The 11,969-nt window shown below is 68.1% G+C and carries 14 protein-coding genes; 6 read left to right on the top strand and 8 right to left on the bottom strand.

Annotated elements, in window-relative coordinates:
- From GGQ80_RS11240 to GGQ80_RS11215, 6 genes are all read left to right on the top strand, one after another.
- Complete coding sequence (locus tag GGQ80_RS11240; RefSeq protein WP_183984829.1) at positions 1 to 504, top strand: hypothetical protein; 504 nt, start codon at positions 1 to 3, stop codon at positions 502 to 504.
- A gap of 56 nt (positions 505 to 560) precedes the next feature.
- Positions 561 to 2,396, top strand: a complete 1,836-nt coding sequence (locus GGQ80_RS11235) for a DUF885 domain-containing protein (protein ID WP_221364343.1) — start codon at positions 561 to 563, stop codon at positions 2,394 to 2,396.
- Positions 2,397 to 2,591: 195 nt separating this feature from the next.
- Positions 2,592 to 3,578 (top strand): aldo/keto reductase, encoded by a 987-nt coding sequence (locus GGQ80_RS11230; RefSeq protein WP_183984827.1) that lies wholly within the window; start codon positions 2,592 to 2,594, stop codon positions 3,576 to 3,578.
- Between the two features lie 41 nt (positions 3,579 to 3,619).
- Positions 3,620 to 4,231 (top strand): TetR/AcrR family transcriptional regulator, encoded by a 612-nt coding sequence (locus GGQ80_RS11225; RefSeq protein WP_183984825.1) that lies wholly within the window; start codon positions 3,620 to 3,622, stop codon positions 4,229 to 4,231.
- 89 nt (positions 4,232 to 4,320) lie between these two features.
- The gene (locus GGQ80_RS11220; RefSeq protein WP_183984823.1) at positions 4,321 to 4,728 is read left to right on the top strand and encodes a hypothetical protein; all 408 of its coding nucleotides are present in this window, start codon (positions 4,321 to 4,323) and stop codon (positions 4,726 to 4,728) included.
- A 127-nt stretch (positions 4,729 to 4,855) separates the two neighbouring features.
- Positions 4,856 to 5,137, top strand: a complete 282-nt coding sequence (locus GGQ80_RS11215) for a hypothetical protein (protein ID WP_183984821.1) — start codon at positions 4,856 to 4,858, stop codon at positions 5,135 to 5,137.
- A 4-nt stretch (positions 5,138 to 5,141) separates the two neighbouring features.
- Here the strand turns inward: GGQ80_RS11215 and GGQ80_RS11210 are convergent, their stop codons facing one another.
- The 8 genes from GGQ80_RS11210 to GGQ80_RS11175 are packed head-to-tail and all read right to left on the bottom strand — an operon-like array spanning position 5,142 to position 11,961.
- Positions 5,142 to 5,453: a hypothetical protein gene (locus tag GGQ80_RS11210; RefSeq protein ID WP_183985134.1), complete on the bottom strand. Its 312-nt coding sequence runs from the start codon at positions 5,451 to 5,453 to the stop codon at positions 5,142 to 5,144.
- A gap of 2 nt (positions 5,454 to 5,455) precedes the next feature.
- Positions 5,456 to 6,463 carry a chemotaxis protein CheB gene (locus tag GGQ80_RS11205; protein ID WP_183984819.1) on the bottom strand — a complete coding sequence of 336 codons (1,008 nt, stop codon included), beginning with the start codon at positions 6,461 to 6,463 and terminating at the stop codon, positions 5,456 to 5,458.
- 37 nt (positions 6,464 to 6,500) lie between these two features.
- Positions 6,501 to 6,944 carry a chemotaxis protein CheW gene (locus GGQ80_RS11200; RefSeq protein ID WP_183984817.1) on the bottom strand — a complete coding sequence of 148 codons (444 nt, stop codon included), beginning with the start codon at positions 6,942 to 6,944 and terminating at the stop codon, positions 6,501 to 6,503.
- A gap of 26 nt (positions 6,945 to 6,970) precedes the next feature.
- Positions 6,971 to 7,336 carry a response regulator gene (locus GGQ80_RS11195; RefSeq protein WP_183985132.1) on the bottom strand — a complete coding sequence of 122 codons (366 nt, stop codon included), beginning with the start codon at positions 7,334 to 7,336 and terminating at the stop codon, positions 6,971 to 6,973.
- A gap of 32 nt (positions 7,337 to 7,368) precedes the next feature.
- Complete coding sequence (locus GGQ80_RS11190) at positions 7,369 to 7,917, bottom strand: chemotaxis protein CheD (protein WP_183985130.1); 549 nt, start codon at positions 7,915 to 7,917, stop codon at positions 7,369 to 7,371.
- Complete coding sequence (locus tag GGQ80_RS11185) at positions 7,917 to 8,939, bottom strand: protein-glutamate methylesterase/protein-glutamine glutaminase (RefSeq protein WP_183984816.1); 1,023 nt, start codon at positions 8,937 to 8,939, stop codon at positions 7,917 to 7,919. Before GGQ80_RS11185 ends, GGQ80_RS11190 begins: the two co-directional genes overlap by 1 nt.
- Positions 8,939 to 9,787, bottom strand: coding sequence for a CheR family methyltransferase (locus GGQ80_RS11180; RefSeq protein WP_183984814.1), 849 nt, complete (start codon positions 9,785 to 9,787; stop codon positions 8,939 to 8,941). Before GGQ80_RS11180 ends, GGQ80_RS11185 begins: the two co-directional genes overlap by 1 nt.
- Positions 9,784 to 11,961 carry a chemotaxis protein CheA gene (locus GGQ80_RS11175; protein ID WP_183984812.1) on the bottom strand — a complete coding sequence of 726 codons (2,178 nt, stop codon included), beginning with the start codon at positions 11,959 to 11,961 and terminating at the stop codon, positions 9,784 to 9,786. The genes GGQ80_RS11180 and GGQ80_RS11175 overlap by 4 nt, the downstream gene beginning before the upstream one ends.
- Positions 11,962 to 11,969 lie beyond the last annotated feature (8 nt).

Below are 11,969 nucleotides of genomic sequence, written 5' to 3'. Positions count from 1 at the left end.
TTGTTACCGCTCAATAACTCACTTCGGTTTGATAGGATTTTATTAGGCGACCCCGAAGACATTCGCCGCATGTTCGCACGGTTTTCGATCAACGCCGATGTTCCCGCGTCGATGCTCCGCATCACGATGTCGGGATTTTTTGAGCTACCCGATATCAAGCGCTTCGTGTCGATGCTGCGCATCGAGCACACCAAGTTGCGATGCAGGAAGAACCAGCACGTCACGCTCGTCGACATCCGCGACATGAAGATTCAACCGCAGGGCAGCGTCGAGGGATTCCAGAACGTCCTCAACGATCCCGCGCTGGTCTCCCGCCGGATCGCCTTCATCGTCGAACCTGGCCTCGCCCGCGCGCAGATCCAGCGTGCCGCCGCCGGGCGTCCGGCGATGTACTTCTCGACGCTGGCCGCAGCGGAAGCTTGGCTGATGTCCGACGCCATTCCCATCGCCGACGTCACCTGTCTGCCGCCGCTGATTGCGGCGATGCGCGTGCTACCGGCCTGATCGCCTCGACAGAGGAGCGCCAGGCCGCCTATCCCCTCCCGAACGATCGAGAGGGAATGGCCGTGGAACTGAACCGTCGCATGATGCTGGCCGGCGTGGGCGCCACCGGGCTGTCCGCCTACCTGCCCGCCCAGGGTATAGCCGCGCCCGGTGACGCCGGCGCCAAGGCATTGCTCGACCGCACCTGCGACTGGTTGCTCGGCGAATACCCCGAGGTCGCCATGTCGCTCGGGATCGACAAGGACGCCCGCGCCGCGCTGCGCCCACGACTGTCCGACCGCTCCGCCACCGCCGAGCAGCGCCGTGCCGCCGACACCGCCCGCTTCCTCGGCGATTATGCGAAGCTCGACCGCCGCTCGCTGTCCCCCGCCGTGGCGCTCGACTGCGATGTCGCGCACAGCGCCTTCCGGCTCGCCGCCGATGGCTGGCGCACGATGCCGGTGGGCGAGGTCGCCATCCTCAACGCCGATCACAATTACGCCAGCAGCCCCTATGTTGTCGCGCAGAACAGCGGCAGCTACGTCACCCTGCCCTCGACGCTGGAGGAACGCCACGCGGTCGCGACCGCGGCGGACGCCGACGCCTATCTTGCCCGCATCGAGGGGTTCGCGCAGCAGATCGACGCCGAAAGCGCCCGTGTCGCGGCTGATGGGGCAAAGGGCGCGATCCTCCCCGGCTTCCTCAACGACATCGCCGTCAAGCAGATCACCGGCATGGCCGATCGCCCCGCCGGCCAGTGGAGCATCGTCGACAGCTTCGCCGCCAAATGCGCGAAGGCCGGCCTCCCCGCCAGCTACGCCACCCGCGCCGCCGCGCTGGCCTCGGGCAAGGTCGCCCCCGCGCTCCGCCGCCAGGCCGCGGCGCTGGCCGCGCTGCGCGCGAAGGCCAGCGACGTGCCCGGCGTCTGGGCCCGCCCCGATGGTGATGCCTATTACGCTTGGCTGGTTAAGGCGGCGACCACGACCAACTACACGCCCGACGATCTCCACCGCCTCGGCATCGAACAAAATGCGCAGCTCAACGCCGAGATTGATCGGCTCCTGAAGGCACAGGGCCTCACGCAGGGCAGCGTCGGCGAGCGACTGACTGCGCTGTCGAAGCGCCCCGACCTCGTCTTCGCCAACGATGACGCCGGGCGGGCGAAGCTGCTCGCCTATGTCAACGGCCGCATCGCCGCGGTGCGCACGCGCCTGCCCCAGGCGTTCGGTACGCTCGTCAAGGGCAACCTCCAGATCAAGCGCGTGCCGCCCGCGATCCAGGACGGCATGCCCAACGGCTATGCCGGCCCCGGCTCGATGGACGGTTCGATCCCCGGCACCTATTACATCAACCTCAAGGATACTTCGATCTGGCCGCGCTATTCGCTGCCGACGCTGAGCTTCCACGAGGGCATTCCCGGCCACGTCTGGCAGGGCGAATACAGCTACAAGCTGCCGCTGATCCGTTCGCTGCTGGCGTTCAACGCCTATTCGGAAGGCTGGGCACTCTATGCCGAACAGCTCGCCGACGAGCTCGGCATCTACGCCGACGATCCGCTGGGCCGGATCGGCTATCTTCAGTCGATCAGCTTCCGCGCCTGCCGCCTGGTCGTCGACACCGGCGTCCACTATAAGCGCTGGAGCTTCGACCAGGCGCTCGACTGGTTCGCCAACGGCACCGGCCAGCCGCGCGAACAGCTCCGCTCAGAACTCAACCGCTATTGCGCGTGGCCGGGACAGGCGTGCGGGTACAAGATGGGTCACAACGAGATCAACCGCCAACGCGACCGCGCCAGGGCGGCGCTTGGCGACCGCTTCGATCTCAAGCGCTTCGACGATGCCATCGTGCTCGGCGGCAATGTCCCGTTGACGCTGCTACCAGGCATCGTCGACCGGTACGTGGCGAGCGCATGATCCGCCCCGCAGACCATCCCCCCGCCCGTTCGTGGTGAGGAGGCGCTGAGCGAAGTCGAAGCGCCGTCTCGAACCACCTGCCCTTCGAGACGAGGCTTCGACTGCGCTCAGCCTCTCCTCAGGGCGAACGGATGATGAAACCTGTTAGTACCCCAACCATTTACCCCGCCTCACCCAAAGTTAGGACGTATCCCCATGCAAACCCGCAAACTCGGCTCGCAAGGCCTTGAGGTATCCGCGCTCGGCCTCGGCTGCATGGGGATGAGCGACTTCTACGGCAGCCGCAACGAGGTCGAATCCATCGCCACCATCGACCTTGCCATCGATCGCGGCATCACCTTCCTCGACACCGCCGACATGTACGGCGTCGGCGCCAACGAAGAGCTGGTCGGCCGCGCCGTCCGCCAGCGTCGCGAATGGATCGTCGTCGCCACCAAGTTCGGCATCATGCGCGGGCCCGACGGCGCTCAGCTCGGCGTCAACGGCCGCCCCGACTATGTCCGTGCCGCCTGCGACGCCAGCCTGAAGCGCACCGGGCTCGACTATATCGATCTCTACTACCAGCATCGCGTCGATCCGCAGGTGCCGATCGAGGAAACCGTCGGCGCGATGGCCGAGCTCGTGACCGCCGGCAAGGTCAAGTATCTCGGCCTGTCGGAGGCCGCGCCCGATACCATCCGGCGCGCCCATGCGGTCCACCCGCTCACCGCGCTCCAGACCGAATATTCGCTGTGGACCCGCGATCCCGAAACCGAGATCCTGCCGACGCTGCGCGAGCTTGGCATCGGCTTCGTCCCCTACAGCCCGCTTGGCCGCGGCTTCCTGACCGGCGAGATTACCTCTCCCGACCAGTTCGCCCCCGACGACGCGCGTCGCAACCACCCGCGCTTTCAGGGCGAAGCGTTCCAGGCCAATCTCGATCTCGTCGCCGCGATCAAGGCGATGGCCGCCGACAAGGGCTTCACCCCGGCGCAGCTCGCGCTCGCCTGGGTGCTGGCGCAGGGCGACGACCTCGTTCCCATCCCCGGCACCAAGCGCCGCTACTATCTCGAGGACAATCTCGGCGCGCTCGACGTCATCCTGAGCGACGACGACCTTGCCCGGATCGACCGGATCCTGCCGCCGGGCGCCGCCACCGGCACGCGCTATCCCGCACAGACGATGACGGCACTCAACCGATAGCCCCTCGACTGTCGCCGCCGAGCCATTATATACCGTCCGTTATGGAAGACCTTCTCACCGCTCCGACCCGAGGCCGCCCCCGCGGCTTCTGTACCGAGGCGGCACTGGCGGCGGCGCTCGGCGTCTTCTGGTCGAAAGGCTATGAGGGCGCGTCGATGGCCGACCTGACCGAGGCGATGGGGATCACCAAGCCCAGTCTCTACGCCGCCTTCGGCAACAAGGAACAGCTGTTCCACAAGGCGCTCGACCTCTATGAGACCGAAAAGCTCGCCTATGTTCGTGAGGCGCTCGCTCAGCCGACCGCACGCGGTGTCGCCGAGCATCTGATGCGCGGCGCGGTGAAGGCGCAGACCAGCGACTGCGGGCCGAAGGGCTGCCTCGGCGTGATCGGCGCCACCGCGTGCGGTGCGGAGGCGGAGTCGATCCGTGCCGAGGTCATCAAGCGCCGCGAATCCTCATCCGCCGCGATCATCGATCGGTTTCGCCAGGCGCGCGACGACGGCGACCTCCAGCCTCACGTCGAGCCCGAGGCGCTGGCGCAATTCCTCTACACCATCCTTCAGGGCCTCGCCGTCCAGGCGGGTGCCGGTGCGACGCGCGAGGAACTGGAACGCGTCGTCGATACCAGCTTGGCGGTGTTCCCCAGCAGGTAATTTACCGGGCGGTACAAAAAGTCGTTGACGGTCCCCGCCGGCTCTTCTATACCGATCAGTATAGAACAACAGCCGCAGGGAGAACGCCCATGGCCTTCATCGCCTTCAACGAGATTGGTAGCGCCGCCGCCGTCCGCCACATCGCCCAGCCAGCCGTCCGGCCCATCGCCGAGGTTGAGGTGCAGACCGACCGGGGTCGGTTGTCACCGCTCGAATGGTCGGTCGTCGCGGTCGCCCGCCGCGACCGGATGTCGTCGCTGCGTCGCCCCGGCCGCTTGTCGACCGCGCTGCGCGCCGTCTTCGTCCAGCCCAACCCGATGCTTGCCGACGAGCGGCTCGAGGCGCTGCGCCGCGTCGCCGTCCTGACCTGGCATCACGGCTACGCGATCCCCCCGGCCGAGGTGCGCCGCTTCATCGCAGCCGGCTTCACCACTGCTCAGTATGAAGCGATGGCGGACAGCATCGGCGCGGCCAAGACGCGCAAGACCCAGGGCTGAGAGGCTTTCCCACCCGCTTTACCGCGGTTCCGCCCCGGGCGGCCCCGCGGGCGAGATGGCGGGTGGTGACGACCGGAACCCTTGGCCGCGACGCCGGTTGGCTTATCGGCTGATAAGGGAGCCCGTCATGATCCGAGCCATATCCACTAGTGTCGTCGCGCTTGCGCTGGCGTCCGTGCCGGCCGCCCAGGCGGCACCGCGATCCGCATCGTCGACGCCGAGCGCTTCGTCGCTGTCGCTGGCCTCCGCCGCGCGCGCCGGGACGACGCGCGGCAAGACATCGCGTCTTGGTGGCGGGTCCGGTGCGGGCGTCGTCATCATCGCGCTGGCCGCCGTCGCCGTTGGCGGTGGTATCTACCTCGCCGCCAAGAACGACGACGACGGCTATCGCCGCCCCGCCAGCCCATGATCCGTCAGTTCCGCACGTCCAGCCGCTTGCGATAGCCGTCGCCGATCCGCTGGCCCAACGCCTCCAGCGTGATCGAGGCGATGCGATCCTCGATCGGTGCATCCGACCGCAGGATGTCGGCGATCGCGATCTGCGCCTGAGTGATGACGTCGACCAGCTGAATACTGCTCATGTGCGCGCGCAACGTCTCGGGGTTAGAGCCGAGGTCGTAGGCGAGATCGGACAATTGCCCGGTCAACGCGACCAGTTCCTCGGCGAGGACCGCCGCCAGCACGCCGTCGATCACCGACGGATCTGGCGTGACATCATGGCCCATCTTCATTTGCTGCACAGCTTGACCAGAGTCGCGGGAAGCTGGTCGAGCGCGACCGGCTGCTGCGCCATCTTGCGCGCCAGGGTGAAGCCGTTGGTTCCCTCCGGCGCCTGCTGGATGCCATAGCCGCCGACCGCGCTCAGCGCATTCATGCCGGCAGCGCCGTCTTCGCTGGGTTCGCTCATCAGCAGCGCGACGGCATCCGCCCCCGCCGCCTTGGCGACCGATGCGAACAGCACCGAGATCGACGGCCGCTCGCCCGCGACGGGATCGCGCGGCAGCAGGCGCAGCTTCCCGTTAGGCCAGCTGTCGATGACGAGATGCGTCTCGCCCGGGGGTGCCAGATAGATGGTGCCCTGCTCCACCGCCATGCCGTCGGTCGCCAGCACGACCTTGGGGGCGATCTCGTCGTTCAGCTTGGCGACCATGGTTTCGGCAAGGCCCGCGCCGATGTGCTGGACGACCAGCGTCGGCGGGCAGTTCGCCGGGAAGGTGCCGAACAGCTCGAACAGGTTCTTGGTGTTGCCCGCATCCGCCCCGATCGCCAGCGGGCGGCCGTTCCACTCCAGCGCCGCCGCCGGGGCCGCCTTCGCCGCCACCGCTGCGCGCACGTCGGCCGATTTCGCCGCCTTGATCCGCTTGCCCAGCTTGCCGATGATCTTGTCGAGTTCCGCCGGGGTCGCGACCTTGGGCTTGGGGAAGCAGTCGATCGCGCCCAGCCGCAGCGCCTCGACCGACGCCTCCGCCCCCGCCTCGGTCCGGGTCGAGAACATGATGACCGGCATCGGGCGCTTTTCCATCACCTCGGCCAGATATTCGAGCCCGCTCATCCCCGGCATCTCGACGTCGAGCGTGATCACGTCGGGGCGGAACTGCTCGGTCATCGCCCGCGCTTCGTCCGCGCCGTCGGCGAGACCGACGACCTCGACATTGGGAATACGCTCGAGCGCACCGGAGATCAGCGCGCGCATCGTGAGCGAGTCATCGACGACCAGAACCTTGGTGGCGGCCATGGGGAATGTATCTTTCTTCGTGGGAGGCGGAGGGGTGTCAGGCGGCTTCGGCGAGCGACGGGCCGGCATCGGCGAGCCGGTCGAGCGCCAGGATCAGGATCAGGCGATCGTCGATGTTGGCGAGCCCGTCGAGGAAGCTCGCCGCGGGCACGTCGCCCATGTCGGGCACCGGCTGCATCGTCTCCATCGGCACCTCGACGATGTCGTTGACCGCGTCGACGATCAGCCCCTGCAGCTGCTCGCCGATGCGCACGACGATGATGACATGGCGCGCGCTGGGATCGGTCAGCCCCCAGCCCAGCCGATGGCGCAGGTCGAGCACGGGCAGCACGACGCCGCGCAGGTTGACGACGCCGCGGACATGCGCGGGCACGTTGGGCAGCGGCGTGGCGGGCGACCAGGCGCGGATCTCGCGGATCGCCATGATGTCGACGCCCAAGATCTGGTCGCCGAGCTGGAAGGTGATGAACTGGCGGGTCATGACGGACTACTCTCCTGGGCGGGCGATCAGTGGAGGACGCGGCGGATCGCGGCCGCCAGCTTTTCGGGGTCGAACGGCTTGACGATCCAGCCCGTGGCGCCGGCGGCGCGGGCGCGCTGCTTCTTTTCGTCGGAGCTTTCGGTGGTCAGGACCAGGATCGGCATCGTCCGGTAATGGTCCTGGACGCGCAGCTGCTCGATCAGGCCGAAGCCGTCGAGCCGCGGCATGTTGATGTCGGTGATGACGAGGTCGGGGGCGGCCCCGTCGATCGTCTCCAGCGCATCGACGCCGTCCTCAGCTTGGACGACGTCGTAGCCGAGATCGACGAGCGCCGCCTTCAGCAGCATCCGCATGCTGGGACTGTCGTCGACGGTAAGGATCGTGATCGCCACGCGCGTTTCCTTGTGCATTGATTGGCTGGTCATCAGAAGAACTCGACGTCGCCGGTGGACGACGCGACGGGGACCGGTTTGGGCGCCACGATCGGCGGCGCCGCCGCGGAGATGGTTCGGCATCGCGCCAAGCCGAGCGCCGGGCGGAATTCCACCCGCCGCGCCCCCACCCCGCCGACGTCCTCACCGACCAGCGCGATCCGCTCGTCGGCCAGGAAACGGCGCGCGAACGCTGCATTGGCACCGCCGATGTCGCGATAGCCGTCGCGCATCGAGGCGCCGCCATAGATGCGCGCCTTCAACGCGTTGCGGGTGGCGCCGCGCGACAGCATCGCGTTGATCAACACCTCCATCGCATAGACGCCGTAGCGCTGCATCGACGCCGCGTCGGTATCGCGACCCGGCTCGGCGAGCAGGAAATGGTTGATCCCGCCAACCTTCACCACCGGATCGTAGAGGCATGCCGCGATGCAGCTTCCCAGCACGGTGGTCAGCACCACGTCGGCCTCGTCGGAGATGCGGGTTTCGCCCTGGTAGATGTTGAGCCGGCGCAATCCGTCGGCGCGGGCCGCGGATGCCATCATGCGCGGCACTCCTGGAGCAGGCGGTGCGCGATGCGGTCGAGCGGCAGCTGGATCTGAACCGCGCCCATCGCCTTCGCCGCGGCGGGCATGCCGTAGACCACCGATGTCGCCTCGTCCTGCCCGACCGTCACCGAGCCCTCGTCGCGCATCGCGAGCAGGCCCGCGGCGCCATCGGAGCCCATGCCGGTCAGGATCGCCCCGACCGCCGAGGCGCCCGCGGTCTGCGCCACCGACAGGAACAGCTTGTCGACCGAGGGACGGTGGCCGTTATAGCGTTCGCCCTCGATCAGGCGGCATCGGCGTACCTCTCGGCCAGAGATCGTCAGATGATTCACGCCGCCCGGCGCGACGCAGACCAGCCCCGGCTCCAGCACCATCCCGCCCGCCGCCTCGACGACGCGCGGCTTCGACAGTCGGTCGAGCCGCGCCGCGAACGTGCTCGTATAGTTGGCGGGCATGTGCTGGACGATCACCGTCGGCGGGCAATTCTCCGGGAAGCTGGAGAGCAGCCGGATCAGCGTCTCGACGCCGCCCGTCGACGATCCGATCGCGATCAGCGCGTCGGGCCGCGGGCGATAGTTGCTGGGCGTCACCGGCGCCGCTTCCATCGGCCGCGCCCCACGACGCGACCGCGCCGCCGCCTTGACGACGCTGGTCAGCTCGTCGCCATAGTCCTTCAGGCTGAAGGCGCTGTGGCTCGGTTTGCCGAAGCAGTCGAACGCTCCCAGCTCCAGCGCCTTCAGCGTCGCGTCGGCGCCCGCCTGGGTCAGCGTCGACAGCATGACCACGGGCATCGGCCGCAGCCGCATGATCTTGTCGAGGAATTCCAGCCCGTTCATTCCGGGCATCTCGACATCGAGGGTGATGACGTCGGGATTCAGCTCCTTGATCATCGTCCGCGCGGTCGCGGGGCAGTCGGCCTCGCCCACCACCTCGATCATCGGATCGGCGTTGAGCAGGTGCGACACCATGGCCCGCATCGAGGCGGAATCGTCGACGACGACAGTCCGAACGGTCATCAGGACACCTTCTGGAAAGTGGTTCGGCCGATCCATGAGAAGCGTCCCGCCACTTCCGGGGCGAGCCGTTCGGAATGACCGATGTAGAGGAAGCCGCCGACGACGAGCTGGTCGGCAAGCCGCGACTGCAGCCGCGCCTTCGTCTCGTCGTCGAAATAGATCATGACGTTACGACAGAAGATCGCGTCGAACCTGTTGCGCATCGGCCAGCTGCCGAGCAGGTTGAGGTAGCGGAACGTCGCCAGCTGGCGCAGCAGCGGGTGAAGCTGCGCGCCGCCGGCCTCGCCCTTGCCGACCCACACCTCGCGCAGGGCCGGCGGGATCGTCTTGACCGTATCGGCGTGATAGCGCGCGTTGCGGGCCGAACTCAGTATCTCGGTCGACAGGTCGGTGCCGAGCAGCCTGAAGTCCTGCTTGGCAAGCGCTCCCGCGCTCTGTCGATCCGTCCCCAGCAATACCATCAGCAGCGAATAGGGTTCTTCCCCGCTGGAACAGGCCGCCGACCACAGCCGAACGCGACCCCCGGTGGCGAGCCGCTTCTTCAGCGGCGGCCAGCAGGTCTCCATGAAATGCTCGAAATGATGGTTCTCGCGGAAGAAGCTGGTATGGTTCGTCGTCAGCGCATCGATCGCGTGCGTCCGCTCCTCACTATCCTCTTGGATCAGCGCGATATAGTCGGCGAAGCCGGTCAGCCCGCAGGCACGGATGCGCCGCGCCAGCCGGCCATAGACCAGCTGCGCCTTCGTCGGTTGCAGGACGATGCCCGCTTCCTCGTAGGCGAGGCGCGCGATCGCCGTATGATCCTCCGGCTCGAACGAGAATTCGCGATGGGAATAGGCCAGGTTCACGCCGCCAGATCCCGCCGGACATTGTCGCGCCGCCAGCGCGAGATCAGCGCATCGACGTCGAGGATCAGCGCCACGCGCCCGTCGCCCAGAATCGTCGCCCCGGCGAGACCGTGGATCGCCTGGTAATTGGCCTCCAGGCTCTTCACCACGACCTGTCGCTGGTCCTGGATGGTATCGACCATCAGCACGCCCTGGCCGCCGTCCGATTCGACGACGAGCAGTACGGCTTCGGCAGGCTCGGTGGCGGCGCCGACGATTCCCAGCTGGTCGGCGACGCGGTGGACCGGCAGATAGGTCCCGCGCACGTCGAACACCGCGGCGTTGTTGCTCATCCGCTTCACGCAGCCCTGGCCGGGCCGCACGCTTTCGACGATGTGGCTCAGCGGTACGACGAACGTCTGCTCGCCGACCGTCACGATCATGCCGTCGAGCACCGCCAGCGTCAGCGGCAGGCTCATCGAGAAGCTGGAGCCATGGCCCAGCCGCGACTGGATGCCGATGCGGCCGCCCAGCGCCTGGATGTTCTTGCGCACCACGTCCATGCCGACGCCGCGGCCCGAGATGTTCGACACCGTCGCGGCGGTCGAGAAGCCGGGGGCGAAGATCAGATTGTCGATATCCTCGTCGCTCAGCTGCGCGTCGGCCGACACGATGCCGCGCTCGACCGCCTTGGCGCGCACCCGGACGCGGTCGATACCGCGGCCGTCGTCGGCGACGGTGATGACGATCCGGCCCGACTGATGCGCGGCCGACAGGCGCACGACGCCCTCGGCGCCCTTGCCAGCCGCCAGCCGGTCGTCGGTCGATTCCAGGCCGTGGTCGACGGCGTTGCGGATCAGGTGGGTCAGCGGCTCGCCGATGCGCTCGACGACGGTCTTGTCGACCTCGGTCATCTCGCCCTCGACGTCGAGGCGGACGCGCTTGCCCGTCTCCTGCTCCAGTTCGCGGATGATCCGGGGCACGCGGCTGAATACCGTCTTCATCGGCTGGGCGCGGATCGCCATCGTCGATTCCTGCAACTCGCGCGTCAGGTGGTCGAGGTCGGTCAGCTCGTCGATCGGCGGGCAGCCGTTCTCGGACAGCCGCTGCGCCAGCATCGCCTGGGTGATGACCAGCTCGCCGACGAGGTTGACCAGGCGATCGAGCCGGTCGAGTTCGACGCGGATCGTCTGCTGCGTCGGCGGAATCGGCGCGGCGGCCGGCTTGGCGGCAGCGACCGGTGCCGGATTGGGCGCGGAAGCGGGAGCAGGCGCTGCGACGGGCGCCTCGACCACCGGCGTCGGCGCGGGGGCCGGGGGCGGTGCCGCGACGACCTCGGCGACCGGCGCCGAGACGATACCGTCGAGCAACGCGTCGATCGCGGCGGCTTCGGCGGCCGCCGCGGCTGCCTGCGCCGCGGCCTCGTCCACCAGCCGCGTCACCTCGACATCGCCGTCGAGGAAGTCGAACACGCCGCGGATCGCCGCCTCGTCGTTCGTCCCCGGCACGCTCAGCGTCCAGCCGAAGTACGAACGCTCGGGCTCTACTTCGGCCGGCATCGGCAGCGCGCTGGTATCGACCGACATCACCGTCGCGCCCATCGCCACCAGCTCGCGGATCAGCAGCAGCGGCTCGCCGCCGTGGTCGAGCGCGCTGGCCGACGGGCGGACGACGACCTGCCAGGCAGGCGGTTCGTCGGCCGCCGTCGACTCGTCGTCGAACATCGCGAACAGATCGTCGAAGCCGTCTCCCGCTGCCGCGACCGGCGCGGGGTCTGGCTCGGGCTCTGGTGCCGCGACCTCCGCGACGGGCGCAGGACCACCGGTGGCGGCGGCGCTCAGCCGCTCCAGCATCGCGGCGTCGGCGGGCGGCTCCTCATGGTCGCGCGCCGCGGCGATGTGATCCGACAGCACGTCGAACGCCGCGATGATCGTGCCGACCAGGTCGTCCGACAAGGCCAGCGTGCCGTTGCGCACCAGGTCGAGCAGCGTCTCGTAGCTATGGGTATAGGCCTGGAGCCGCTCGTGGCCGAACGCGCCGGCGCCGCCCTTGATCGAGTGGACCGCGCGGAACACCGTGTTGATCGTCTCGGGATCGTCGGCACCGCCACGGATCGCGGCGAAGCAACCTTCCAGCGTCGCGAGGCCTTCCTCGCACTCCTGGAAGAAGATCTGCTGGATTTCGTCGAGGTTCATCGATCCCT

Source organism: Sphingomonas jinjuensis (genome assembly GCF_014197105.1).
Classification (GTDB): domain Bacteria; phylum Pseudomonadota; class Alphaproteobacteria; order Sphingomonadales; family Sphingomonadaceae; genus Sphingomonas; species Sphingomonas jinjuensis.
Note: the sequence above shows the minus strand (reverse complement) of the source record. Positions and strands in the feature narration are given on the sequence as shown.

Excerpts from the sequence above, each read along its gene's own strand:
- GGQ80_RS11235 (WP_221364343.1), top strand. The coding sequence starts at position 561 with ATGGCCGTGGAACTGAACCGTCGCATGATGCTGGCCGGCGTGGGCGCC.
- GGQ80_RS11230 (WP_183984827.1), top strand. The coding sequence starts at position 2,592 with ATGCAAACCCGCAAACTCGGCTCGCAAGGCCTTGAGGTATCCGCGCTC.
- GGQ80_RS11225 (WP_183984825.1), top strand. The coding sequence starts at position 3,620 with ATGGAAGACCTTCTCACCGCTCCGACCCGAGGCCGCCCCCGCGGCTTC.
- GGQ80_RS11220 (WP_183984823.1), top strand. The coding sequence starts at position 4,321 with ATGGCCTTCATCGCCTTCAACGAGATTGGTAGCGCCGCCGCCGTCCGC.
- GGQ80_RS11215 (WP_183984821.1), top strand. The coding sequence starts at position 4,856 with ATGATCCGAGCCATATCCACTAGTGTCGTCGCGCTTGCGCTGGCGTCC.
- GGQ80_RS11210 (WP_183985134.1), bottom strand. The coding sequence starts at position 5,453 with ATGGGCCATGATGTCACGCCAGATCCGTCGGTGATCGACGGCGTGCTG.
- GGQ80_RS11205 (WP_183984819.1), bottom strand. The coding sequence starts at position 6,463 with ATGGCCGCCACCAAGGTTCTGGTCGTCGATGACTCGCTCACGATGCGC.
- GGQ80_RS11200 (WP_183984817.1), bottom strand. The coding sequence starts at position 6,944 with ATGACCCGCCAGTTCATCACCTTCCAGCTCGGCGACCAGATCTTGGGC.
- GGQ80_RS11190 (WP_183985130.1), bottom strand. The coding sequence starts at position 7,917 with ATGGCATCCGCGGCCCGCGCCGACGGATTGCGCCGGCTCAACATCTAC.
- GGQ80_RS11185 (WP_183984816.1), bottom strand. The coding sequence starts at position 8,939 with ATGACCGTTCGGACTGTCGTCGTCGACGATTCCGCCTCGATGCGGGCC.
- GGQ80_RS11175 (WP_183984812.1), bottom strand. The coding sequence starts at position 11,961 with ATGAACCTCGACGAAATCCAGCAGATCTTCTTCCAGGAGTGCGAGGAA.